At 51.2% G+C, this 24624-nt stretch carries 20 protein-coding genes; 9 read left to right on the forward strand and 11 right to left on the reverse strand.

The genetic code is table 11. The features are described from left to right. Nucleotides 1-182: 182 nt before the first annotated feature. Together QLH52_RS07675 and QLH52_RS07680 are read left to right on the forward strand one after the other, a co-directional pair. Nucleotides 183-803: a hypothetical protein gene (locus QLH52_RS07675; protein ID WP_319961134.1), complete on the forward strand. Its 621-nt coding sequence runs from the start codon at nucleotides 183-185 to the stop codon at nucleotides 801-803. 368 nt (nucleotides 804-1171) lie between these two features. Further along, nucleotides 1172-1951 carry a WecB/TagA/CpsF family glycosyltransferase gene (locus tag QLH52_RS07680; RefSeq protein WP_319961135.1) on the forward strand — a complete coding sequence of 260 codons (780 nt, stop codon included), beginning with the start codon at nucleotides 1172-1174 and terminating at the stop codon, nucleotides 1949-1951. Between the two features lie 262 nt (nucleotides 1952-2213). On the opposite strand, the gene gltA is transcribed toward QLH52_RS07680, so the two are convergent. The 5 genes from gltA to QLH52_RS07705 all read right to left on the reverse strand — a co-directional run bounded on the left by gltA (nucleotide 2214) and on the right by QLH52_RS07705 (nucleotide 7304). Further along, entirely contained in the window at nucleotides 2214-3509 is a 1296-nt protein-coding gene (gene gltA / locus QLH52_RS07685; protein WP_033158189.1) for a citrate synthase, read from the reverse strand. 347 nt (nucleotides 3510-3856) lie between these two features. After that, nucleotides 3857-4963: a HupE/UreJ family protein gene (locus tag QLH52_RS07690; protein WP_225892970.1), complete on the reverse strand. Its 1107-nt coding sequence runs from the start codon at nucleotides 4961-4963 to the stop codon at nucleotides 3857-3859. A gap of 17 nt (nucleotides 4964-4980) precedes the next feature. After that, nucleotides 4981-5607 carry a hypothetical protein gene (locus tag QLH52_RS07695; RefSeq protein ID WP_319961136.1) on the reverse strand — a complete coding sequence of 209 codons (627 nt, stop codon included), beginning with the start codon at nucleotides 5605-5607 and terminating at the stop codon, nucleotides 4981-4983. 69 nt (nucleotides 5608-5676) lie between these two features. Next, nucleotides 5677-6054, reverse strand: a complete 378-nt coding sequence (locus tag QLH52_RS07700; RefSeq protein WP_033158186.1) for a copper resistance CopC family protein — start codon at nucleotides 6052-6054, stop codon at nucleotides 5677-5679. Nucleotides 6055-6077: 23 nt separating this feature from the next. After that, entirely contained in the window at nucleotides 6078-7304 is a 1227-nt protein-coding gene (locus tag QLH52_RS07705) for a sialidase family protein (RefSeq protein ID WP_319961137.1), read from the reverse strand. Between the two features lie 456 nt (nucleotides 7305-7760). On the opposite strand from QLH52_RS07705, the gene QLH52_RS07710 reads away from it, so the two are divergent. The 5 genes from QLH52_RS07710 (at nucleotide 7761) to QLH52_RS07730 (ending at nucleotide 15307) form a co-directional block, all read left to right on the forward strand. Next, nucleotides 7761-8987 carry a PepSY-associated TM helix domain-containing protein gene (locus QLH52_RS07710; RefSeq protein ID WP_319961138.1) on the forward strand — a complete coding sequence of 409 codons (1227 nt, stop codon included), beginning with the start codon at nucleotides 7761-7763 and terminating at the stop codon, nucleotides 8985-8987. 151 nt (nucleotides 8988-9138) lie between these two features. Further along, nucleotides 9139-11433, forward strand: a complete 2295-nt coding sequence (locus tag QLH52_RS07715; protein ID WP_319961139.1) for a TonB-dependent receptor plug domain-containing protein — start codon at nucleotides 9139-9141, stop codon at nucleotides 11431-11433. A gap of 256 nt (nucleotides 11434-11689) precedes the next feature. Further along, nucleotides 11690-13237, forward strand: a complete 1548-nt coding sequence (istA, locus tag QLH52_RS07720; RefSeq protein ID WP_425257184.1) for an IS21 family transposase — start codon at nucleotides 11690-11692, stop codon at nucleotides 13235-13237. Next, nucleotides 13215-14045, forward strand: coding sequence for an IS21-like element helper ATPase IstB (gene istB, locus QLH52_RS07725; RefSeq protein ID WP_482194189.1), 831 nt, complete (start codon nucleotides 13215-13217; stop codon nucleotides 14043-14045). Before istA (QLH52_RS07720) ends, istB (QLH52_RS07725) begins: the two co-directional genes overlap by 23 nt. A 317-nt stretch (nucleotides 14046-14362) precedes the next feature. Next, nucleotides 14363-15307 (forward strand): DNA cytosine methyltransferase, encoded by a 945-nt coding sequence (locus QLH52_RS07730; protein ID WP_319961142.1) that lies wholly within the window; start codon nucleotides 14363-14365, stop codon nucleotides 15305-15307. On the opposite strand, the gene QLH52_RS07735 is transcribed toward QLH52_RS07730, so the two are convergent. The 3 genes from QLH52_RS07735 to QLH52_RS07745 all read right to left on the reverse strand — a co-directional run bounded on the left by QLH52_RS07735 (nucleotide 15304) and on the right by QLH52_RS07745 (nucleotide 18743). Beyond that, entirely contained in the window at nucleotides 15304-16218 is a 915-nt protein-coding gene (locus QLH52_RS07735) for a hypothetical protein (protein WP_319961143.1), read from the reverse strand. The genes QLH52_RS07730 and QLH52_RS07735 overlap by 4 nt on opposite strands. A gap of 2 nt (nucleotides 16219-16220) precedes the next feature. Continuing rightward, nucleotides 16221-17297, reverse strand: coding sequence for a ParB/RepB/Spo0J family partition protein (locus tag QLH52_RS07740; protein WP_319961144.1), 1077 nt, complete (start codon nucleotides 17295-17297; stop codon nucleotides 16221-16223). A gap of 501 nt (nucleotides 17298-17798) precedes the next feature. Next, complete coding sequence (locus QLH52_RS07745; RefSeq protein WP_319961145.1) at nucleotides 17799-18743, reverse strand: NTP/NDP exchange transporter; 945 nt, start codon at nucleotides 18741-18743, stop codon at nucleotides 17799-17801. Between the two features lie 82 nt (nucleotides 18744-18825). Here QLH52_RS07745 and istA (QLH52_RS07750) point away from each other — a divergent pair, with 82 nt between their 5' ends. Further along, nucleotides 18826-20373 carry an IS21 family transposase gene (gene istA / locus QLH52_RS07750; RefSeq protein ID WP_425257184.1) on the forward strand — a complete coding sequence of 516 codons (1548 nt, stop codon included), beginning with the start codon at nucleotides 18826-18828 and terminating at the stop codon, nucleotides 20371-20373. After that, nucleotides 20351-21181 (forward strand): IS21-like element helper ATPase IstB, encoded by an 831-nt coding sequence (istB, locus tag QLH52_RS07755; RefSeq protein WP_482194189.1) that lies wholly within the window; start codon nucleotides 20351-20353, stop codon nucleotides 21179-21181. The genes istA (QLH52_RS07750) and istB (QLH52_RS07755) overlap by 23 nt, the downstream gene beginning before the upstream one ends. A 124-nt stretch (nucleotides 21182-21305) precedes the next feature. Here the strand turns inward: istB (QLH52_RS07755) and QLH52_RS07760 are convergent, their stop codons facing one another. The 3 genes from QLH52_RS07760 to QLH52_RS07770 are packed head-to-tail and all read right to left on the reverse strand — an operon-like array spanning nucleotide 21306 to nucleotide 24231. Beyond that, a complete protein-coding gene (locus QLH52_RS07760; protein ID WP_319961146.1) occupies nucleotides 21306-21485 on the reverse strand; it encodes a hypothetical protein in 180 nt (59 codons plus the stop codon). Continuing rightward, nucleotides 21482-22258 carry a hypothetical protein gene (locus QLH52_RS07765; RefSeq protein WP_319961147.1) on the reverse strand — a complete coding sequence of 259 codons (777 nt, stop codon included), beginning with the start codon at nucleotides 22256-22258 and terminating at the stop codon, nucleotides 21482-21484. Before QLH52_RS07765 ends, QLH52_RS07760 begins: the two co-directional genes overlap by 4 nt. Nucleotides 22259-22266: 8 nt before the next feature. Continuing rightward, entirely contained in the window at nucleotides 22267-24231 is a 1965-nt protein-coding gene (locus QLH52_RS07770; protein ID WP_319961148.1) for a TonB-dependent receptor plug domain-containing protein, read from the reverse strand. Between the last annotated feature and the right edge of the window lie 393 nt (nucleotides 24232-24624).

Consider the following 24624-nt stretch of genomic DNA (forward strand, 5'->3'; position numbering starts at 1 on the left):
GGGCTAGGGTGAGAAGGCAATAAGCTAGTGTTTTATATACCCTTATCCTAACCTTCTCCTTTATGCCCTGCGGGTACTGGGGGAGAAGGGACTATTTCGGTTTTTTACGACATCCCCCTAGAGTGAGAAGGCTGTTTCTTAAATTTTGAGGTTTCCTCTCGTAACAATATGGAGAATTGAAAATGGCTAAATCCGATTACTTTCCACATCCAGATAGCGATTTATTGATTTGGCATGATCGTTTTAAGGTCAATCTCGCCGCGCGTCAGGCTGAATTTGGTTTATCCTCCGAGGATATTGCCAGTGTCGATAGCGATAACCAGGAGTTACATACCAAGATCGGCGAAGTAAATGCCGCTTCAGCGGCAGCAAGGCATGCCACGGCAGCTAAAACTGCCAGTCGCAATAATATCGAAAGCCGAGTGAGAGCTTTAGTCAGGCGAATCAAGGCGCATCCGGCTTATTCCGATGCTTTGGGTAATTTGCTCGGCATTATAGGCTCGGAAGATACCACCAAGCTTAACGACGCTAAACCGGTTTTGACCGGTGTAGATCAAACGGGCGGCGTGGTGGTTCTCAATTTTGTTAAATCCAAGAGCGACGGTATCAATATCTATTGTCAGCGCGAGGGGGAACCGGAGTTTGTGTTTTTAGCCAGGGATACGATACCGCCGTATATCGATAACCGGCCTTTACTGGTTGCCGGCAAGCCGGAATTGCGCCGCTATACAGCGGTTTATATCTTGAAAGACGCCGAGGTTGGTCAATATAGTGATGAGCTGGTGGTTAATTGTGCACCTTGACCGCGTTGGTTTGCGGAGCGCTTTAGCAATGGCCGCGCTCCTTAAACTTATAGGGGGCTGCGAAAAATTTAATATCTCCTGCTCCCTCAGTACCCGCAGGACATAAAGGAGAAGGTTGAAGTTAGGGGATTAAAGTCAATTATTTGATCCCCTCACCCTAGCCATTTCTCGGAGTGAGAGGGAACTATCATGGTTCAACTTACGTTAACGGCTTTTCCGCAGGCGGAATGCAGGCATGCTTGATTGATACCTCGTTGATTTTGGCGAATTGGTCTGCTCTGAATTGACTCTGGAGGTAAATATAGCGATGCTAAGGGTGACAAAATTAAAAACATCACTTTTCAATTAACCGCCCGATGGAGCACGGAATGCAAGCAATCAAGTCAGTAGATATTTTCGGAATACGCTTCCCTATCCTGGATTACGAGCTTACGTTACAACTATTTCAGGAGTGGATCGCCAGCGGCCAAGCTCATCAGGTGTGTATCGCCAATGTGCATACCACCGTGGCCTGTCTCACCGATAGCGAATTGCGCGATATTTCCAACAAAGCCTTATCCACCATGGATGGCCTGCCTTTGGTTTGGTACGCCAAGCTGGTGCATCAAGCGCCGATTAAAACCCGAGTTTGCGGGCCGGACTTGATGTTGAAATGCCTGGATCACGGGCAGCAGTTGGGCTGGAGGCATTTTTTTCTCGGCGGCAAGGATGAGGTATTGACGGATTTGGTTGCCAACATCCGCAAGCGTTATCCGCAAGCCGAGCTTGTGGGCTGGCATTCTCCGCCATTTCGGCCCTTGTCCGCAGAAGAAGATCAACAATTGGTGGATCTGATCAACGCCGCCAGGCCGGATTTTCTCTGGGTGGGCTTAGGTGCGCCCAAGCAGGAAAAATGGATTGCGGCGCATCTGGATAGAGTGCATGTGCCGGTGCAATTGGGTGTGGGCGCGGCTTTTGATTTTCACTCAGGACACATCAAACGTGCCCCGCTGTGGATGCAAAAAAGCGGTTTGGAATGGTGCTATCGGATGGCTAAGGATAGGCGGCTGGTTAAGCGTTATTTTTCCACCAACCCGGTGTTTCTACTACGTTTTGCCTGGGATTTTTTGCAGATTAGAGTGTTGAAGCGCTCGGCGGTTACTTCTTGAAGGTCATCAACCAATGCGCTAAATAACCTCCAAAAAATCCCCCTTACTAAGGGAGAGAGCTAGAGTTAATACCGTTTAGTTAAGCCCCCTCTCCTGCTGGAGAGGGTTGGGGTGAGGAGAATAAATAAGGCAAAGAACTTTATTGATCCCCTCATCCCAGCCTTCTCCTTTATGCCCAGTGGGTACTGAGGGAGAAGGGGCTGCCCGTCTTTAAGTTAGGTGCAGTTGTCCAGAAGGATAGGGGACTTAACTATTTGTTTTATCACCGATTAGAAATCGATTTCACGTCCCTAGTCGTCACACCTTTATATAACTGCCGCGGCCGGCCGATTTTCAATTCGGGATCGGAGATCATTTCGTCCCATTGCGCGATCCAACCCACCGAGCGGGCCAAGGCGAAGATGGCGGTAAACATCTCGGTGGGGATGCCCAAGGCCCGCAACACGATGCCGGAATAAAAATCCACGTTGGGGTAGAGTTTTTTCTCTACAAAGTAAGGGTCTTCCAGGGCAATCCGTTCCAGTTCCATCGCCAGTTTGAACAGCCGGTCGTCGTTCAGATTCAATTCGTCCAGCACTTCGTGGCAGGTTTGCCGCATCAGTTTGGCGCGCGGGTCGTAGTTTTTGTAAACCCGGTGACCAAAACCCATCAAGCGGAATGGGTCGTTTTTGTCCTTGGCTCTGGCGACATATTCGCCAATTTTCGACACATCGCCGATTTCTTCCAGCATATTCAACACCGCCTCGTTAGCGCCGCCGTGTGCCGCACCCCACAGGCAAGCTATACCGGCCGCGACGCAAGCGTAAGGATTGGCGCCGCTGGAGCCGGCCAGTCGCACGGTGGAGGTAGATGCGTTTTGTTCGTGGTCGGCGTGCAGGATCAGGATTCTATCCAACGCTCTGACCAACACCGGATTGGCCAGATAATCTTCGCCGGGGTCGCCGTGCATCATGCGCATAAAGTTTTCCGCATAGCCCAGTTTGCGTTTGGGATAGATAAACGGCATGCCGATGCTGTATTTGTAGCACATCGCTACCATGGTCGGCATTTTTGCGATCAGGCGGATGGCGGAGATGTACCGGTCTTCCTTGCAGTTGATGTCCATCACTTCGTGATAGAACGCCGACAGTGCGCCGACTACACCCACCAATACCGCCATCGGGTGTGCGTCACGGCGGAAGCCGCTGTAGAATTTGATCAGCTGTTCGTGCACCATCACATGCTGGCTAATGGTAGTGACGAAGCCTTTCATTTCCGAGCCGTTGGGCAGGTCGCCGTTCAGCAGCAGATAACAGACTTCCAAAAAATCGCATTTTTCCGCCAGTTGTTCGATGGGATAGCCCCGATACAACAGTACGCCGGCGTCGCCGTCGATGAAGGTGATTTTTGACGTACAGCTGGCGGTGGAGGTAAAGCCGGGGTCGTAAGTAAAATGGCCGGTCTGTGCGTATAAAGACCGAATATCGATGACGGACGGACCCATGGTGCCGGGTGTGACCGGTAATTCGATTACGCGGTCTTGGTCTTCCTGTTTTAACGTCACTTTTTTATCAGTCATGTCAAATTCTCCGGAGAGCTAGCTGTTGAGAAGGGGATGGTTTGTATTCTATTGCAAATAGCGAATAAACACAGCTTTAGATCGGGATTGTTTACAATTTAACGAAAAACGAGGGCCTGATTGATGGATTTCGCGTTGCGCTACCCGGCCTAAGGGACTGGGATGGCAAATTTCGAGGATGGGTAGCGCAATGCGAAACCCGTTGCCTGCGCTGTCACAGTTGAGGGCGCAGGCGTCTTTGCAGACGTCAATGGTCTTGGCTATTCAAGACGTCCCGGAATCGCTAAAATTCTGGGGCAACTCGGTGTTTGCCTCTTCTGATGCTAGGCCCCCCCCTCAAGGGCGGTTTACAAAACCGTCCGCTCCAACAGCCAATAGGCCCCCATCAAGGCTACCATGGCCGAACAACCTTTCAAGAATTTCTCGGCAAATGCAGGCTTGTTGTTTAGCCACCAGATGATAGGCAACACCACCGATGCCACCGCGATTTGGCCGGTTTCTATGCCTAGGTTAAACGACAGCAAGGGCAATAAGATGCCGGTGTCGCCGCTGGAAATATTCATTTCCCGCAGCACACTGGCAAAGCCAAAGCCATGGATCAAGCCAAAGCCGAAGGTCAGCCATTGCCGGCCCTTGGGGTGGTCGCCGCGCATGATGTTTTCCACGGCCACATAAATAATGGTCAACGCAATAACAGGTTCGACGAAGCTGCTGGGTAGCTCAATGATGTTCAGCCCTGCACACGCCAAGGTGATGGAATGGGCGATGGTAAAGAAGGTGACGATCTTGATCGCCGGCCAGAAACTATGCGTGACTGCCAGCAAGGCAAACAGGAATAACAGGTGGTCGTAACCGGTGAGGATGTGCTCGATGCCCAGCTTCAAAAAATCGGCAAACGCGGAAAATCGGGAATCGTTTTGCGCCACGGATTGATCGGCAGGAGACAATGCCCATTGCAACTGGTCGTCGGCCCTGCTTAGCATTTTCTCGCTTAGCGTTTTACCGGCGGCGTCGCGCACCGTGACATACTGCTGATGCCCGTCAGGTAGCCAGGCCAATAACTTGGATTGCACCTGTAACTGTTGGTGCGGCACAGATTGAAAAATAAATTCGACATGGGCGTTGTTCTGTTCGTCGTAAACGACAGCCCCCGGCGCCACGGCTTGCACATCAACGCTATCAATATTAACCCGCAACTGCGCAGCCAGCATTTTGGCGATGTCCGGCTTGGCCGCTTCGCGCTCCGCGGCGCTGACTTCCGCATCCAGGTCGCTGTCCATCGGCGCAAAGGCTTCGATGTCTTGCAGGGCAAAGGTCAATTTAGCGATAACTTGGTCGGATTTGACAGTCACATCGATTGAGCTAAGGCCAGGGGCGTGCGCCGCTGCCCAGCCCGATGGCAGCAGCAAACAAACCAGCAGCAGGCATTGCCAGCAGGCAAACAGCCTAAGCATTTTCCATCCGCTCGTCATTAGGGCTGTTCCCCATTACCATTGATTTGCGCGGCTTTTCTACGTTTGTGCAGGTAAACCAAAAATCCCAGCACCAGCAGCACCAAGGCCACCACGCCACCTATTGCCACTAGTGGTAAATCGGCGCCCTGGGGATCGACACCCACTTCCAGCGCAATGCGGAATTTATCATCGTCTTCCATCGCTTCGCCGATCAACAGATACAGCACATAATCGCCGGTTTTATCCACATCGGCTTGTGCTTCTACCGCGCCTTTCGGATACAGCTTGGACGGGATTTCGGCGACTGTGCGGATTTCGCGCACATCATCCGGCGCTTTCTGGCCGGTTTTTTCCACTTCCACCAATTTAATGCCAATCGGCGTGGCGCGAATATCGCGGTCGATCAAATCGGCAGTGAAAAACATCTTGCCGGCTCTAGGAATTTTCTGACAAAACGGCACAAAAGCGGCTTTGGCGTCCGGAGCTTTATCGTTCTTATCCGGCTGCAAATACGCACTGAAATGTACGGCGTAAAAATCGTTGGCGATGATGCAGTCCAGGTCCGGGCGGTTGCCCAGCGCGTTGGATTGCTTATTGCTAAATCCGAGTTTGTCGCAACCGCTGAGTAACAAGACGCAGGCCATGAGCCCGGCGATAAAAAAGACGGGAAGTCGCTGAATATTCATAGAAATAAACCGATGGAAGAATGCAGACTAGGGTTTGACGGTAAATTCAAACTTACCGGTGACTATGTGAGTGTCCTCGGAAACCACGCGGTAGCGAATAGTGTAGGTGCCCGGCGCCAGTGTTGGCACGGTGGCGTAGATATTGGCGCCATTGGTCAGGCTTTGCGCGACATCGTGGTTATCCACACGCTTGCCGGTGCTATCGATGACGGCCAACGCTTTGTATTCGCTACGCACCGCATCGTTAAACCACAGATCGATTTGCTTGGGCGATTCGGTGACGGTCTCGTCCTTGGCGGGTTGCGATTTCACCAGAATCGCGTGCGCAAATACTGAGACCGGGCTGAATAACGCGAGCGCCAACAAGCCGGGTTTTATTATTTTTGTTATGTCTAACTTGGGCATGACCACCTCTTAAAGTATAAAAATCATTGTAAAACCGCCGCCGACCATTGCTTGCCGGCCGCTGTTTGCTCTAACCACATCGCCAACAAGCCAGTCGGTGTGGCGACGATACGTGGAAAGGTCGCCGAAGTGTTGGCGGATGATAGCAACTTGCTCGCCGACCAATGTTCGCCATTATCGACGGATTCCGAGACAAACACTTTAGAGCCTTCCGGCCCCAGCGCATCCCACACCGCGACTAAGCGCCCGGCGCCGAACACAATGTCCGCATGAAACGCGCCGGCTTCGCCCAGCCGTTGCGGCGGCGTCCAGCTTTTGCCGCCATCGGCGGACTGCATATGATACAGCCCCACCTGATTTTCCGCGCCGGTCCACACCAGGCTATGCAAGGAACCATCGCCGGCCACAGCCAGGCCGCCACCGTTATGCGGACAACCGTCGAAAATCCAGTTGAACTCACCCACGGTGCTCAGCCGTTGCCAGCTGGCGCCGCCATCGGCGCTTTGCGCCAGCGCCATGTCGCGCGGCTTCATATCCCGATACAACGTATTCAATTTACCGTCTGCACCCAGAATCATGCGGTTCCAACAGCACGAGCAACTGGAATCGTCGATAGTCTGTGCCAATTCCCAACTCTTACCGACATCGCTACTGCGCGCATACCGCACCCCCTGATAACCGTTTTCGTCCCTATCATCCAACCAGACAGCATGAAAACGACCTTCCTGATCTGCCAGCAATTCATGATGGGACTGATCCGCATCGCTGCCGGTCGGCTTGACACCTTGCTGCCAAGTTTTGCCGGCATCATTCGAATAAATAGTGAATAACGGCCCCATGCCGGGCAATTCGCCGGTAGTTTGCCAGACGATCAACAATTTGTCGCCGGCTGCGGCAATTTGTATATCGTTGCCGATTTTCGCTTCAACGGGCTGGTTAAATTGCGCGCTCAACGCGCTGGGTTGCGACCAATGCAGGCCGCCATCTTCGGAATGCAGATAGCCGATGTAGGGTTGCTTACTAGCATTCAGTGTGGCTACGAACACCGCATACACGGTTTGCCCATCGCCATACACATCAAAACTCACCAGGTTTTGCACCGGCAACAGTCGTGTATCGATAGGACTACTGGGGTTGACGCTCAGAGCCGGCTGGGGGGATGAAAAGCCGGCTCGTTGCGTGTCGCACCCCGACAGCAATCCAGCCAGGACCAAACAGAAGGCAAAACCAAGCACCTTGACATTCAACATAACAGCGACGGAAACAGATTCAAAATGGGGCAGATTAGACCATATTTGGCGGTAATTGCAGAACCACAGATGATTTCGGTACAGCGCAAACAGATTCTGCATCGCGTCGGCCCTAAGTGTGGCGAACAACCGTTGATCGATCATCAAAAAATTTGGCCGTTTAAATAATCGGCCTTCATGCAGTAAACCTTGTCCGACGTACTCCGCTCAGTTCGGCCTCCCGGAGCCGGGTTGTTGATTTTTCAACACCCTGTAGCGGTTATCGCGTCATTTAAAACCACTAATAGGGTATTTCACGCATCGCAAAACCCAGGGTGCGTGAAATAACCCACTCTGCTTACACGCTAGCCCCATTAACACAGAGTAAACCACTGACATTATTTGCATTTCCAGTTGTGGCACGGACCTCGCTGAATTGACACACCCAAGTTGTGCTGATTCCTAAGGGAGCTTGTTATGTCTGTCATTGATCCGTTTACCGCGAAGGAAAACTCAATCGTTCATCGTCCTGTCGCCTCTACAAAGCGTTTAGAGTGGCTGCAGAACATCACCTTACGCAAGGTTTTGCTCAAGCTGCATTTATACATCTCCTTATGGCTGGGCTTGTTTCTGGCCATTGCCGGATTAACGGGCAGCATCCTGGTTTATGGCGAAGAGATTGATCATTGGCTGAACAGCGACATCCTGGCCGTTGAAGCCGGATCGTCCCTACAACCCTTGCAAAACATCCTGGCCACTGCTGACCAAGTTTCCCCCATCAAGCACCCTGCCCACCATATTCAACTTCCCAAACATCCCGATGAAGCACTGATTGTGCGTTACCAAGTGCCTCATCAAGGCCCCGGACACAATCATCACTTCCACGAAGTCATGGTTAATCCCTACAACGGTCAAGCGCTGGGACATCGCGACCGCAGCGACTCTCTGATTAACTTTATCTTGCGCCTGCACTACAAGTTATTAGTCGACCCGTTCGGCAAATGGCTGATGGGCATTACCGCCCTGCTGACCTTGGTTTTGACCATGACCGGTATTTACTTATGGTGGCCCAAAACCGGCAAATGGCTGCAAGCGCTGGTCATCAAACGCAATGCCAGCTTTACCCGCTTCAATTTTGATTTGCACAAAACCGTCGGCATCTATACCGCCGTGGTCTTATTCGCCGTCTCGCTTTCCGGCTTTTACTTCAATTTCCCGGATGTGTTCAAACCGGCGGTCAACGTGTTTTCCAGTGTGCACGAAGTACCGCGTGCCGTTAAATCCAAAACAACCGGCACCGAGGCCTTGGCCTACGAAACCATTCTCAGCAATGCACAACGTCGTTTTCCCGAAATGCAACTGCAACGGTTGTACCTGCCTGCCGATGCCCATGGCAGTTTCATGGTCAGCGGCAAGCAGCCCAACGAAACGCGCAGTAAAGGCGCAACCATGCTCTGGCTGGATCAGTACAACGGCGAAATACTGACGGTGCGCGATCCCAATCAATTTGCCGCTGGCGATGCGTTTATCAATATCCAGTTACCTCTTCATAACGGTGAAATTCTCGGTACACCCGGCCAAATTGCGGTGCTGATTGTCGGCTTTGCGCCGTTGGCCTTATTAATTACCGGCATCATCCATTGGCTTAAAAAACGCGCATCCCGACGCATTCATCACCAGCGACTCAGCGCAAAAACACAGTAAAAGGAGCTACTGAAAATGCCCAACAAATACCGGTTAAAACTAATCCTGACTGGTTATCACCAGTCGCGCCACAGCCAATAGTGGTCAATCAGCCGTCAGCGCGTCCGTCAAATTCTAAATAAACCCACCCTTTACTGTTATGAACAACCCTATGCAATACCCTCAACTGGCGGCTGCCATCAGTCTGGCACTATGCTGCCAGGTCAGTTTGGCCGAGCCGGAAACAGACGATTCCAAAGACCAGCCCGCTGCGACATCGGAAGCACCCAAAAAAGACCAAGCTACCGAACTGAGTACTATGGTGGTTTCAGCAACTTTATCCGAACAATCAATCGACGACGCTCCTGGCACCTTGCACTTGATTGACGATAAACAAATCGCACTCCGCGATGTACGTCGCATCGGGGACATTGTGCGAGAAATGCCCGGCGTCTACATGGCGATTGGTGCCACCAGTGCATTACCGCCTGCCGCTAACCGTGCGGTACGCCAGTCCATCCGCGGCATTAGCGGCACGGCACGTACTGTTGTCTTACTCGACGACCAAAAAATGAACGATCCGAGTTTCGGTACCGTTAACTACGGCGCGATCTTTTCAGAGGACGTCGAACAAGTGGAATTGGTGCCCGGAGCAGGCTCGGCGCTGTATGGCGGTAATGCGTTTGCAGGCACCATGCGTATCGTCACCAAAAAACCCACCAAACGCGAAGTGCTGGTAAAAGGCACCTATCAATTTGATGCCGCCGAAGGCATGACAGCCAGCGGCATCTACCGGGATGTATTCGACAACGGCTTGGCCATCAGTTTGGGCCACCACCACGAACTGAATGACGGCATTCGTGACATCTGGGGCTTTGCTAATCCGGGCGGCGGTGGCCCAATTACCAATGTCACAGGCGCAATCCCCACGACCACCGCGCAAGGACAAAGCGCTTATTTAGTTGGCGATCATGGCCGTGCTCCTTGGGAATCGCACAACAGTCACATCAAAGCCTATTATGACTTTAACGACTACACGCGTCTTTCGGGCGGTCTCCATTACTTTTACTCCGACATTGGTTACAGCCAGGATCCGTTTAATAGCTATTTGCGCGATGCAAACGGCAATCCAGTCACCAGCGGCAGAATTCGGCAGAATGGCACAGTATTGGGGCAAGTAACCCCAAACGTGTTTCTGAATTCGCCATCGCATGAAGACGATTTGCGCAGCTTTTTGAAGTTTGAACACAATTTCAGCGCGGATACTGCATTAACAGTCAATTTCAACCACACCTCCCGGGACACCTGGTTTACCAACGTCATTAACACCTCGGGCATAGGCGGCGGTCCAGGTACGTCAAATCACACACGAAGCACCATGGTCAACGGTAGAGCGCAGCTCGTGTTTCCACTGACCAAAAGTCAAATTATTACCACGGGATTTGAAGTGGATCATGGTGAAATGGATCGTAACGATTACGATCTGAGCCAATGGAACGATCGCGACAGTCGGACAGGCACTCGCTTGGTGGCCGATGCGTCGACTGACACCACTTCATTTTTTGCGCAAGACGAAATCCGCTTTACCGATCAATTTACCGCTTATTTGGGCACGCGGGTCGATTGGTGGCAAGCCACAGGAATCAGCAGAGATTACGCATTTAATACCTACGATCCCGAATCGTCCCAGGAAAGTGTCGAAGTCAACCCCAAACTGTCTTTGATTTATAAAGATGCCTGGGAAGGTGCCACCTTACGCGCATCGGCAGGTAAATCGTTTCGCCCACCCACCTTGCAAGACCTGTATGTTGATTCACGCCGTGGAGTGGTCGCCACGGTCTTGTCCAATCCCAATCTAGTACCCGAAAGCAACTTATCTTGGGAAGTGGGTGTTGACCAGAAAATCGAGAAAACCGGCACCCAAATTAAAGCCACGTTTTTTGAAAACCATTTATCCGATTTAATTTCAAACCGGGTGATCGAACGCCGCGCCAACTTTACCGGCTCGCAACGCGTTAATGCCGCTGAAGCACTTACCCGAGGCGTGGAATTATCAATTGACCAGAACCTGACGAATTGGCTGTCGCTATTCAGCAATTACACCTGGACCCCTACCGCAACCACGCTTTCCAGTCCTGGCATACCCGCCTCAGAAGGCAAGCGCTTGCCTAATTCACCGGAACATTTATTGACCGTGGGTCTGGAAGCCAATTGGAATGAGTGGTCTGGCAGTTTGATTGGCCGGCATGTGTCGGAATCATTTGATACGGCTGAAAACATTGACGTTGTGCACGATGTGTACGGTGGTTTTCAGGCCTTCTGGTTAATGGATGCCAAAATCAAATACAGTCCCACTAAAAACGTCAGTGTCGGCTTCATGGCCAACAACTTAAGCAACGAACAGTACTTCCAATTTGCCCCCAATCCAGGGCGTAACTTTCTGGTGGAGCTCAGCTTTAATTACTGAATACAAAAGCAGGTTTTTGGCTTTTTTTCTCAACAGCTAAGGCCAAAAGCTGAACTTCAGTGTCGCCATCCGATTTCAACAGATTAAGCCAATTACGGACGATAGCATTTCGACTTGCAGTGACAGCAACTGAAGGGACACCGGACTTGTTGACGCCGGTTGAAAATTGACCATGTAAGAGGCCGAATTCCGGACGAAAATTGACCAGGGTTATTAACCTGTCCTGTCTAAAAATTAGACAGGAACTTAGAAGGTGATGACCGTGATCTTATTTTCAAAAATCCGGCGGATGTATTTCCGCGACCAGTTATCCATCAACGAGATTGCCAGGCGCACCAGCCTGTCTCGCAACACCGTCAAAAGGTGGTTGCGAATGCCCGGCGAGGCCAACCCGAAATATAAACGCTGTCCCCAGCCGACCAAGCTATCCCCGTTTGAAGATCAGCTCAAACGCGCGCTGATCGCCGATGGCTATCGTCCCAAACGAGAACGGCGGACCGCTTTGAGGTTGTTGGAAGAGTTGCAGAAAGCGGGCTATGAAGGCGGCTATACGCAACTCACCGATTACATCCGCGTCTGGCGCCGAGAGGCGAGTAGTCTTGCCGGCAAGCACGCCTTTGTGCCGTTGAAGTTCCGCTGGGGCGAAGCCTTTCAATTCGACTGGAGCGAAGAGTCGCTGGTCATCGGTGGTGTTTATCGGCGCATTCAGGTCGCCCATACCAAACTGTGTGCCAGCCGCGCTTTTCTACTGTCTGCTTATCCAAGCTACAGCCATGAAATGCTGTTCGACGCCCATCGTCGTGCGTTTCAGGCATTCGGTGGCGTGCCGCTGCGCGGGATATACGACAACATGAAGACGGCGGTCGACAAGGTACAGAAAGGCAAGGAACGTATCGTCAACACCCGGTTTGCAGCGATGACGGCGTATTATCTGTTCGATCCGGACTTCTGCAACGTGGCGTCCGGCTGGGAGAAAGGCATCGTCGAGAAGAACGTCCAGGACAGTCGGCGCCGGATTTGGCTGGATGCCCGTCAACAATGCTTTGCCAGCTTTACCGAGTTGAATGACTGGTTGGAAGCGCGTTGCCGACAACTGTGGACGGAGCTGTCTTGGCCGGAACGCCAGGAGATGACACTCCAAGAAGCGCTTGAGCTGGAACAGCCTGCGTTAATGCCCATGCCCGGCGTGTTCGACGGTTACATTGAGTTTTTAGCCCGTGTGTCCAGCACCTGCCTGGTCACGGTGAAGCGCAACCGCTATTCGGTGCCTTGCCGTTGGGCCAACCGACGGATCAGTGTGCGCCTGTATTCGGAACGGCTCGATCTTTATGGGGATGATGCCTGGATTGCCAGCCATGTGCGGCTGCTGGATCGCGATCAGGTCAGCTATGACTGGCAACACTATTTACCGTTATTGGAACGCAAGCCCGGTGCGTTACGCAATGGCGCCCCCTTTACCGAAATGCCGAGCCCGCTGCTGTCTTTGAAAGGCGCGTTGAACAAGCGCCCTGGCGGTGACCGAGCAATGGCCGACCTGTTGGCCTGTGTACCCCGACAAGGCTTGGACGCGGTGCTGACGGCGGTTGAGTCTTTGCTGGCAGCCGGAGTGGTCAGTATCGAGCAGATCAAACATCTTGTGTTTACGCTCGCCGGTGGCGGTCAACCGCCTGCCGAACCGCAGACGGTGGTGACACCCGACGTCTTACAGATCAAGGATGCGCCCATCGCCGATACTGCGCGTTACGAGCAATTGCGCGTAACATTCGACTTGGCTTTGGTGGATCAGGAGAACGGCGATGCGTGATCTGGAAGCCGAATTGAAATCACTCAAACTCTTCGGTATGGCATCCGCTTATGCCGAAGTCGCCAGCGAACGCGGTGCGGTCTTACAATCATCGGAATGGCTGATCTGGCATTTGCTGCAAGCGGAAATCGAGGATCGGCATATTCGTTCCATTCGCTACCAACTTCAGAGTGCGCGTTTTCCGGTGCATCGCGACTTGGCCGGCTTCGACTTTGAGCAGGCCAAGGCCGATCGCGCCTTAGTCGAACAACTGGCGAGCGGCGCCTTTATCGATGCCGCGCATAACGTGGTATTGGTGGGCGGCACCGGTGCCGGCAAGACCCATTTGGTCACGGCTTTGGGCGTCAAAGCCATTACTGACCAAGGTAAGCGAGTCCGCTTCTATTCCACCATCGATCTCATCACGCAACTGGAACGGGAAAAAGCCGCCGGCAACCAAGGCAAATTGGCCTATCGCTTGATGCAAGTCGATTTGGTCATTCTGGATGAACTGGGCTACTTGCCGTTTTCCAAGGACGGTGGCGCCTTGCTGTTTCATTTGCTATCGAAACTGTACGAGCGGACCAGCGTGGTCATCACCACCAACTTGACCTTTGCCGAATGGTCCAGTGTGTTCAACGATGCCAAAATGACCACGGCGTTACTGGATCGACTGACACACCATTGCTACATCATCGAAACAGGCAATGAATCCTACCGCTTCCGACAAAGTTCAGAAGAAGCCAAGGCGCGCATACAGGCCAGAGAGAAAGCCAAACGTAGCGGCAAAACACCGGAAGATATCTTGTACGAGGAGAATCCGTTCTAAAAATCCTGCTGAGAAACGGATGGCAACGCTACCGATTGCTATCCGATTCCTTTACACTTATCCACAGCCGGCGACTCCAAAAACCGGCCCCGCTCCCTGGTCAAATTTCAACCGGTACGGTTGGTCAATTTTCGCCCGGTATCAACACACCGGACTGTCAAATTTGCCATGGATGCATGATTGCAAGACCTAATAATGTCTTACGCGCAAGGCTGGGTTTTGCTTAGACATATCAAAAATGGCGTTAAACCGTTAGAATGTTCACTGTTTATAACCGTAGTGCGCCGTTGTTATGCTTCAAAACGCAAGGAAATCGCATGCCTAAGGCTGTTTCGCTATTCTCTGGTTGCGGCGGTTCGGACGCAGGGCTTTTGGCCGCCGGTTTTGAAGTACTGATGGCCAACGACAAATTGCCCTACGCGAGAGACGTATATGTCGCCAACCATCCGGAAACCGATTATGTGCTGGGCGACGTTAGGAAAATCGAACGTTTCCCCGATGCCGAGTTGTTAGTTGGATGCTACCCGTGCCAAGGTTTTAGCCAAGGCGGCGTGCGCGACCCTTCCCGGAAAATTAATACTCTTTACCTTGAATTTGCCAGAGCACTAAACCAAATCAAGCCGAAAGCGTTTATTGTTGAAAACGTCTCCGGCATGGTGAGATCAAATTTTCGCCACTTGCTAGATGCCCAATTTAAAGTTTTTTCCGAGGCCGGTTATAACGTGAAGGCCGAGGTTTTGAATGCAGCCGATTACGGTGTACCGCAAGAGCGAAAGCGAATTTTTATTGTGGGCTTGCGAAGCGATTTGGGATTGGAATACGAATTTCCCGTGCCAACGCACGGCGACGGGCGAAGCGAGCCAACTGCAACTATTGGTGGTGCGCTTGAGGGCATGCCCGAATGGCCTGAGGGCGACTTTTACGATTTGGACTTCCATTGGTATTACTTATCGCGCAACCGTTGGAGGGGATGGGGCGAACCTTCAAAAACCATTGTGGCCAATCCTCGCCACATGCCGTTACACCCGATGAGCCCCCACCTCATTAAGTTGGAACACAACGTTTGGCGCTTTGCCAGCGAAGGTAGAGCCCGGCGCTTTAGTTACCGGGAGGCTGCCAGGTTGCAAGGCTTTAAGCGAGATATGGTGTTTCCCGATACGCCGGCGGGCAGCTTAAATAACCGGTACACGGTTATCGGTAACGCTGTGCCACCGCCATTATTCGAGGCAGTGGCAAGGTCATTACCTGCGGTTTGGAATTAAGCATATTGAATTTGCAAAGCTTCATTTACATAAGACATATCGGGTAACTTTTGATACAGGTTGTTCTGTTCGGCCAGCCGAAGCAACCTTAGCCTGTCGACAATGATCGCATCACCTATGTCGCTTTTATAAGCCCAATCGCCATCCGAAAAACGCAAGTCGAGAGGCAAAAAATAGTATGTCGCCCATAAGTGCATTACTGGAAAATGCCTACGATGTTTTGCTGGAGATGCTTCCAACTGCTTAAAAACCCAGTCATCTTTGGAACAACCACATTGAGCAAACGCTATGGGCATCCCTTGTCTATCATCGGCCATAGGATGCCAAGCTATTAAATCGATACCACCGTCCCCAGTATCCCGCTTGTTAAAATCTCGTTCTTCGAACGTTGGAACACAACGCAAATCTTTAGCGAGTGATTTCATTTTTTCAAATAGCGTTCCGGTATATACAGCAGCATTACCAGCATTCGCCCAAGTTGCTCTGACTTCTGAACCGGAAGGCATTAAGGACGAAAAAATTTCAAAGCATGTCTCTTCAAAGACTCTTGCGACTTCCGATTTCCTGGTGTTTTCGATGTTTCTCATACAAGAAGCAATTAGCAAACTAACATAAACTATGTGAGCTTGGTTTCCTTCATAATCAAACTCAATTGTGTCTTGATCGGCTGAAATATTGAATGGATAGAAATGATCGAACTCCTTTTTACGATTCCCTGAAAAATTAACTATGTCTCTCCAGCGATTCTCGACATTAAACCCCTCACCAATATCACGATCACGTTTTTCAATACTACTTAGCTCACCTCGAGAAAAACATTTGTCTGGATGAAGAATAGCTCGTAACTCTATAAAATCTGCCCAAATAAAAGGATCAGCACCCTTTGGAGGAGTATCTAAGTTTTTTAACAATCCTAATCCTCCAATTTTTCCCTGATATGATTGCGAATTGATTTTATCTCATCAAAGAGATCGGTCGCTTTATCTAAATGCCCATTAGTTAGAGGCTTTGTTTTTGGTAGCATGTTCCACACTATCCTTGCATCCTTTATTACTTGGTCCAGCGCATTTTCCAAAGCCACTTGAGGCCCATCAGTATAAAGGTAAGCCTCCGAAAGCCTACCAGTTTCCTCAAGCACCTCAATTGCGTCAGTACTTTGAACGACTGCAGCTAAATCTTTAAGCTTACGAGATTCTCCAAGGATCGTATTACCTTGTTGGTCCTTGGAAAACATCCAAGCAAACGCGCGCTTTAAATTCTCCTCTTTAAGACCAGACATGGAAATATCTTTTCTGCTTTCCAAGCCAAGCCAATTTGAAATGTCGCTATAACTAAGCGCTGTTGTTATTAAAGAAAATTCTACATCTTTTGCTTCAATCGGAAGGTCAAAGAAATTTTTACCTTCAGCTCGAATATATAACCTTAACGCTGTTAATAATTGAGCAACATAATCCGGTCGACTACCAATATCTTTAGACAAAGAACGCATTTGTGCAGCGTCATCCAAGTCTGCATAAAACTCTTCTCGTAACTGGGCCAGATATTTTGCCTTAGATAGCGAATCCCATTCTTTAATACCTGTAATATGCCTATAGCCGAGATATCTAAGAATCTCGCGGCGACCTTCATAAACTAAGCACGGAAGTTTTTTGGGTGGCGGTTCAACAGTCTCAGATAGGATAAACGCAATACTGTTTTTTCTTCTATTTGGTGGTGGTACTTCGCCATTAAGCAGTTTGACAGCAGCAAGCCTGCGATTACCCTCAATTACGGTATACCTTTCACCTTCTTTGATAACCAGTAATGGTTCCCCCTCGAAGTAGCCTTTTTGCCCGATAGACAACATAAGGTCCTGAACACTTTCATCGTCAAGCATTTCTTCAATGACAGCCACCACTGAATGGGCATCGTTCAGCCGGTAAAAACGCGGGTTTTCTGGGTCAAAATCGATCTGACTGGTATCAATCAATTCGACTTTCTGGCTAGGCATTGTTCGCTCCGATGATTAGTTTCTTCGTAATTTAAAAATTAGCCGAGTATTATCTATTATCAACTAGCCGTTGGTGAAGCTTTCACCCCTATCAAACCGCCGTTACTTGCAAACACCTTTCGTCCTTATGTTTGTTGCGGTTCGTAAACTCACCACATTCTACGCCTACTTTTGGCTAAACATTTGCCATTGGAGCTTTTGTCCTGTCGATGTCGCCAACAACTGCTTTATAGACCGCCAGCTTCCAGGATTTAGCCTTGTTCGACTGGCCGATTTTGAGATGCATGAGTGACAAAAATACGCTGATCACGCCATTTAGACCTCGCCCAAAAGCAGTCATTCAGTGCTGCCGCAATCGTACCAGAATCGACGGCAGGCTTTTGGGGCGGGACTGATGGCGGTCTTCAACCGGAATGGGGGTTGGTTTAGAAAGAAATCTGCGGCTTAACGGCATGGGACAAAACCAGAGCTTGATTTAATCGCAACTAACCAGCCAGCTTTTCAGCGGTGTGTCTGTTGATGTCGTCGGCCCAAAACGAATCCCAAGCCCGCCCATGCGCTGGCAATAACAGCGGCGATCAAGCCGATGCCTAAGGCGCCGAATGGCGCATATAGCCAACTGGTCAGGGCATCACCCCCGCGAAAAACGACGGTATCGATAATGTTTTTGGCCTTGTATTTGGTGACCCGATCCAGTGGCGCGAACAACATTTCGCGTGCCGGCCGCAGAATGGCGTAATCCCCGACCCGGCGTAAAATCATCAATACCAGCAACAAGGGCAAACTCGGGTTCCAGCCAAATGCGGCAAAGCCGAGTGCCATGATGATGGGAATACTCGCCAGTGTCCAGGCCGCACCCACCGTGGCGATAATGCGGCGGGTGAAGATCAGTTGCACTAGAATCGACAAGCCGTTCACCACGCTATCTATCGCACCGAAGACTTGAGTCTGCTGGGTTTTGTCGGTAAAGGTGTTGGCCACAAAATCGGCCTGTAACAAATACAAAAACGTGCCGTTGGCACTGGCCAGCAAAATAAAGCCACTAATACCCAACAGATAAGGACTGCGCAACAGCAAGCCCAAACCGGACAAGACACCACCCGCCACGGGCTGATCCCCGGCAAATCGGGCTGAATGGTCGGTGGTCTGTCCGGCTTGCCAGCGCAGCAAAAAATGAATGCAGGGTAAAGTCAAAGCCAGCAATAGGGCGGACAACAGTAATAAGCTTGCCGGGCCAATAGCGCCCACCAGACCGGTTGCCAGCAACGGGCCCACCATCGCTCCCAAGCTACCGCCGGCAGAAATAAATCCAAACAAGCGTTGTGCGAGCTGCTTGTCGAACACGTCGGTCATAAAGCTCCAGAACACCGAAACCGTAAACAGACTAAACACGCTCAGCCAAACAAAAAAACCTCTGGCTGTTGACGCCGGTTGAAAATTGACCATGTAAGAGGCCGAATTCCGGACGAAAATTGACCAGGGTTATTAACCTGTCCTGTCTAAAAATTAGACAGGAACTTAGAAGGTGATGACCGTGATCTTATTTTCAAAAATCCGGCGGATGTATTTCCGCGACCAGTTATCCATCAACGAGATTGCCAGGCGCACCAGCCTGTCTCGCAACACCGTCAAAAGGTGGTTGCGAATGCCCGGCGAGGCCAACCCGAAATATAAACGCTGTCCCCAGCCGACCAAGCTATCCCCGTTTGAAGATCAGCTCAAACGCGCGCTGATCGCCGATGGCTATCGTCCCAAACGAGAACGGCGGACCGCTTTGAGGTTGTTGGAAGAGTTGCAGAAAGCGGGCTATGAAGGCGGCTATACGCAACTCACCGATTACATCCGCGTCTGGCGCCGAGAGGCGAGTAGTCTTGCCGGCAAGCACGCCTTTGTGCCGTTGAAGTTCCGCTGGGGCGAAGCCTTTCAATTCGACTGGAGCGAAGAGTCGCTGGTCATCGGTGGTGTTTATCGGCGCATTCAGGTCGCCCATACCAAACTGTGTGCCAGCCGCGCTTTTCTACTGTCTGCTTATCCAAGCTACAGCCATGAAATGCTGTTCGACGCCCATCGTCGTGCGTTTCAGGCATTCGGTGGCGTGCCGCTGCGCGGGATATACGACAACATGAAGACGGCGGTCGACAAGGTACAGAAAGGCAAGGAACGTATCGTCAACACCCGGTTTGCAGCGATGACGGCGTATTATCTGTTCGATCCGGACTTCTGCAACGTGGCGTCCGGCTGGGAGAAAGGCATCGTCGAGAAGAACGTCCAGGACAGTCGGCGCCGGATTTGGCTGGATGCCCGTCAACAATGCTTTGCCAGCTTTACCGAGTTGAATGACTGGTTGGAAGCGCGTTGCCGACAACTGTGGACGGAGCTGTCTTGGCCGGAACGCCAGGAGATGACACTCCAAGAAGCGCTTGAGCTGGAACAGCCTGCGTTAATGCCCATGCCCGGCGTGTTCGACGGTTACATTGAGTTTTTAGCCCGTGTGTCCAGCACCTGCCTGGTCACGGTGAAGCGCAACCGCTATTCGGTGCCTTGCCGTTGGGCCAACCGACGGATCAGTGTGCGCCTGTATTCGGAACGGCTCGATCTTTATGGGGATGATGCCTGGATTGCCAGCCATGTGCGGCTGCTGGATCGCGATCAGGTCAGCTATGACTGGCAACACTATTTACCGTTATTGGAACGCAAGCCCGGTGCGTTACGCAATGGCGCCCCCTTTACCGAAATGCCGAGCCCGCTGCTGTCTTTGAAAGGCGCGTTGAACAAGCGCCCTGGCGGTGACCGAGCAATGGCCGACCTGTTGGCCTGTGTACCCCGACAAGGCTTGGACGCGGTGCTGACGGCGGTTGAGTCTTTGCTGGCAGCCGGAGTGGTCAGTATCGAGCAGATCAAACATCTTGTGTTTACGCTCGCCGGTGGCGGTCAACCGCCTGCCGAACCGCAGACGGTGGTGACACCCGACGTCTTACAGATCAAGGATGCGCCCATCGCCGATACTGCGCGTTACGAGCAATTGCGCGTAACATTCGACTTGGCTTTGGTGGATCAGGAGAACGGCGATGCGTGATCTGGAAGCCGAATTGAAATCACTCAAACTCTTCGGTATGGCATCCGCTTATGCCGAAGTCGCCAGCGAACGCGGTGCGGTCTTACAATCATCGGAATGGCTGATCTGGCATTTGCTGCAAGCGGAAATCGAGGATCGGCATATTCGTTCCATTCGCTACCAACTTCAGAGTGCGCGTTTTCCGGTGCATCGCGACTTGGCCGGCTTCGACTTTGAGCAGGCCAAGGCCGATCGCGCCTTAGTCGAACAACTGGCGAGCGGCGCCTTTATCGATGCCGCGCATAACGTGGTATTGGTGGGCGGCACCGGTGCCGGCAAGACCCATTTGGTCACGGCTTTGGGCGTCAAAGCCATTACTGACCAAGGTAAGCGAGTCCGCTTCTATTCCACCATCGATCTCATCACGCAACTGGAACGGGAAAAAGCCGCCGGCAACCAAGGCAAATTGGCCTATCGCTTGATGCAAGTCGATTTGGTCATTCTGGATGAACTGGGCTACTTGCCGTTTTCCAAGGACGGTGGCGCCTTGCTGTTTCATTTGCTATCGAAACTGTACGAGCGGACCAGCGTGGTCATCACCACCAACTTGACCTTTGCCGAATGGTCCAGTGTGTTCAACGATGCCAAAATGACCACGGCGTTACTGGATCGACTGACACACCATTGCTACATCATCGAAACAGGCAATGAATCCTACCGCTTCCGACAAAGTTCAGAAGAAGCCAAGGCGCGCATACAGGCCAGAGAGAAAGCCAAACGTAGCGGCAAAACACCGGAAGATATCTTGTACGAGGAGAATCCGTTCTAAAAATCCTGCTGAGAAACGGATGGCAACGCTACCGATTGCTATCCGATTCCTTTACACTTATCCACAGCCGGCGACTCCAAAAACCGGCCCCGCTCCCTGGTCAAATTTCAACCGGTACGGTTGGTCAATTTTCGCCCGGTATCAACACGCAATAATCGGCACTTAACGGATCGTAAGCACAACTTAATGCCGGCAAGGCTTTGCTGAGTTTGTCGGTGGTATAGGGGCCTAACCAGTAGCCGCCATACACCATCAGAAAAAACAACGCCCCTTGCACAGTTTTACGCATAACCGACAGATTCATGACACAGCACTCGCATATTTTTTGACTTTTAACGGCTTGTTGGACAAACGTCTGTTTAACCACAAACCCACCACAACACCCAACCCGGCCAAACTCGCCCCCCAAGGCACAGACTGCCAATGTAGCGGCGAGACGTAATAATCGCCTTTGAGTGTGGAGCGATAGCGTTGGTCGTTGGCACTCAATTCGGTGCTAACCGCAAACTCGGCGGGAGGATTGGCCGTTAGTCCCGGCAGAATCGCCTTGAAGTCGTCCGGCAATGCAAACGCCACGCGTCCTTGTTGATCGGTCGTGCCACTGAGTTGACTGCCGTTTTGTGAACGAAATTGCACAGCTTGATTTGGCACGGGTTGACCCTGAAAGCGCACTTTAAAGCGCCAGGTTTTGCCACTGTAGTAACGGGCATGCTCTGCAGGATGCGGATCAGGTTCGATTTCCAACACGGTTTTCTGCAAGCCGAATAAGGCTTGAGGCTTGGCTTTCATGGGGCGACCGTTTTTATAGCTGTAGCGCACTTCGGCTTCTAACAGGCCGGGTTGTGGTTTTTCCAATACCAATGCGTAATAGCCCTCAAAACCCAGTTTGGGCAATTCCAGCTTTTCCAAAACCTGACTGCTTAAATCCGGCAAGTAATAACGAATCGCGCTGGGTTCGCTTAAATACGTGGCATGCTGATTGCCCCCGTGATGTTGCATATCATGCGCTTTGGGGGCTTCCTCGGCCCAGGCAGCCACAGCGCTCAGCACGCCGATGAAAATAAACCAATACGGCATGTCGCCTCCTAGTAACTGACGTTAAAGCCGGTGTAATAAAAACGGCCACCTGGGTCATTGGGAGTGCCTTGCAAGCCCATGACATAGGGCGTGACCCGATTAAATACGTTATCGACACCCACAAAGGCGGTCAGCCATTGGGTGGCGGCATAATCCAGCTTGGCATCAAACTCATGGTGGTAAGCGGACTCACGCACCCGATTGGCATTGTTGCCGACATAGCCGTCATAAAATCGGCCATTAAGTGATAAATCCACTTGCGGATGGAGATGAAAGGTATTTTGAAAGCGAAACGCATGACGGGATCGGTCTATCAGGCGCTCATGAGTTTGCGTATCTTCGGCGTCCAGATATTCGTAAGAGGCGAATAAGTTGTAATACTCCTTAACACCCAAGTTAAAAATGATTTCGGCGCCACGTACCTTGGCCTGCCCGGTATTGAAGCTATTAAAATCTGAGAATATTACTGTGCCCACCGTGCGATTACCGGTATTTATAGACTGGATTAAATCCTCGTACCAGGTGACGTGACCGATCGCTTCCAAGCTGCCGTAAACATTGTTTTGGTCAAAACTGTATTTGGCGGCGGTTTCCAGGGTTTCAGACGTTTCCGGCCTTAAGTTTGGGTTGCCGCTAATCGTTGACACACTGGTAAACGGACCTCGTCGGCTGGTACGGACAAAGGTGGGAAACATATTGACAAACTCTGGCGCTTTAAAAGCAGAACCATAGCCAACCCGAAAATTAAAATCGCCTGGCGACCAGGATAAACTGGCTCGAGGATTGAGTGCGTCGCCGAAATCGCTAAAGGTATCGTAACGCACACCCGCCACCAATTTCACATCACGGACAATGTCCCAATCGATCTGCGATAGCGCGTGAAACACATGGCGCGTTTGGGCGCCGGGAAAGCGGTTACGATCAAACGTCGATATGTATAAATCCTGAAACCGTCCACCAGTACCTAAGGTGACTGTCAAGTTATCGGCGGCAAACCAGTTTAAAAAGCCTTCAATTTGGCCTAATTCAAATTTGGTTTTTTCAATATCCGTGGGATCCTGAGCATTCCGCCCGACATTTGCCAGGGTTTGACCGTAAGTACCCAGCAAACGTGCATTGCCCCAGTCATAGACATCATCGTAGGTTAGGCTGATTTGTTTGCGGTCTTCGTTCTCAACATTACGGGCTCGATTAAATGCCGTACCCGTGTCGTTTTGTTCCATCAACTCGCCCGTCCAGCGCAGTTTGCGCTGCGGCGTGAAGTCATAAGAGCCGGCGTAATTCACGTAGTAGCGATCGATATCTTTGAGCGTTGTCGTGGGAACGCTGGTATCCACTCGTAAATCGTTTTTATTAAACACTTCAGCAGAAAAGCGATTTTTTAGACCATGAAAATCGCCGGTCGAAACACCCGCCCGCTCAATAAAGGTGTCGCGCTGACCTCGTTCCGCCTGCCCCCAGGTAAAACTGCCGGTGGCACCAAATTGCTCGCCCGGCGCCTTGGTAATGATGTTAATCACCCCACCGATTGAATCAGCACCGTATAACGCGGACATCGGGCCGCGAATAATCTCGATCTGCTGGATATTTTCGATGCTCAAACCCGTCAAGTCGGAGGTGCCGAACTTACCGGTTCTGCGCAAGCCATCGACCAAAATCAAGGTCTGGTTATTCGATGAGCCGCGCAGATTAATCCGTGAGCTAGTACCGGAATCGGCCACAAACCCGGTACCCGCGGCATATTGCAAAATCTGCGGCAAGGTTCGTAGCGAAAGGCTTTTTAACCGTTGCGGGGTGATGACTTCCACACTGGCTTGTACGTCTTTGACCGCCAGACTGCGTCCCGGTGTGGCGGTAACGACCATAGTATCCAGCTCTGCGATAGGTGTACTATTGCCCTGTTCGTTAGTTTGAGCGGACACTTCGCTGACGAGAATGGCTAATAGCCAAGCAAAATGCGGCTTATTATTCATGATTCTGCCCTACTCAGATTTAAAAGTTAGCTTTAGAACGACACGTGGCACGCGCAACGATTGGCGTCGAACGAGTAAGTGAGCTAATTTTGTGCCGAGCGAATAAATTGAATAAAAATCAAATAGTAATATTAATTTTGGCGATTCTAGAATCGAAAAAAAACAGGTGATTTCACACGGTTATATAGTGTCGATTGCGTGGTTTGCCTGATTGGGTTGGCTCTGGCAAGTGCCTAAAAAAATGATTATCTGGCTGGGTTGAGATTGCCCGGGATAAAGGATGTTAGATACGACGATCTATCTGCACATCATCCGCGTATTGATTTTTAACAAATGCGCGGTTCGAAATTCTCACTGAAAGGTTTTTACACTGAGTCATTCGTCGACTTTGCC

The organism is Methylomonas defluvii (genome assembly GCF_033949435.1).
Classification (GTDB): Bacteria; Pseudomonadota; Gammaproteobacteria; order Methylococcales; family Methylomonadaceae; genus Methylomonas; species Methylomonas defluvii.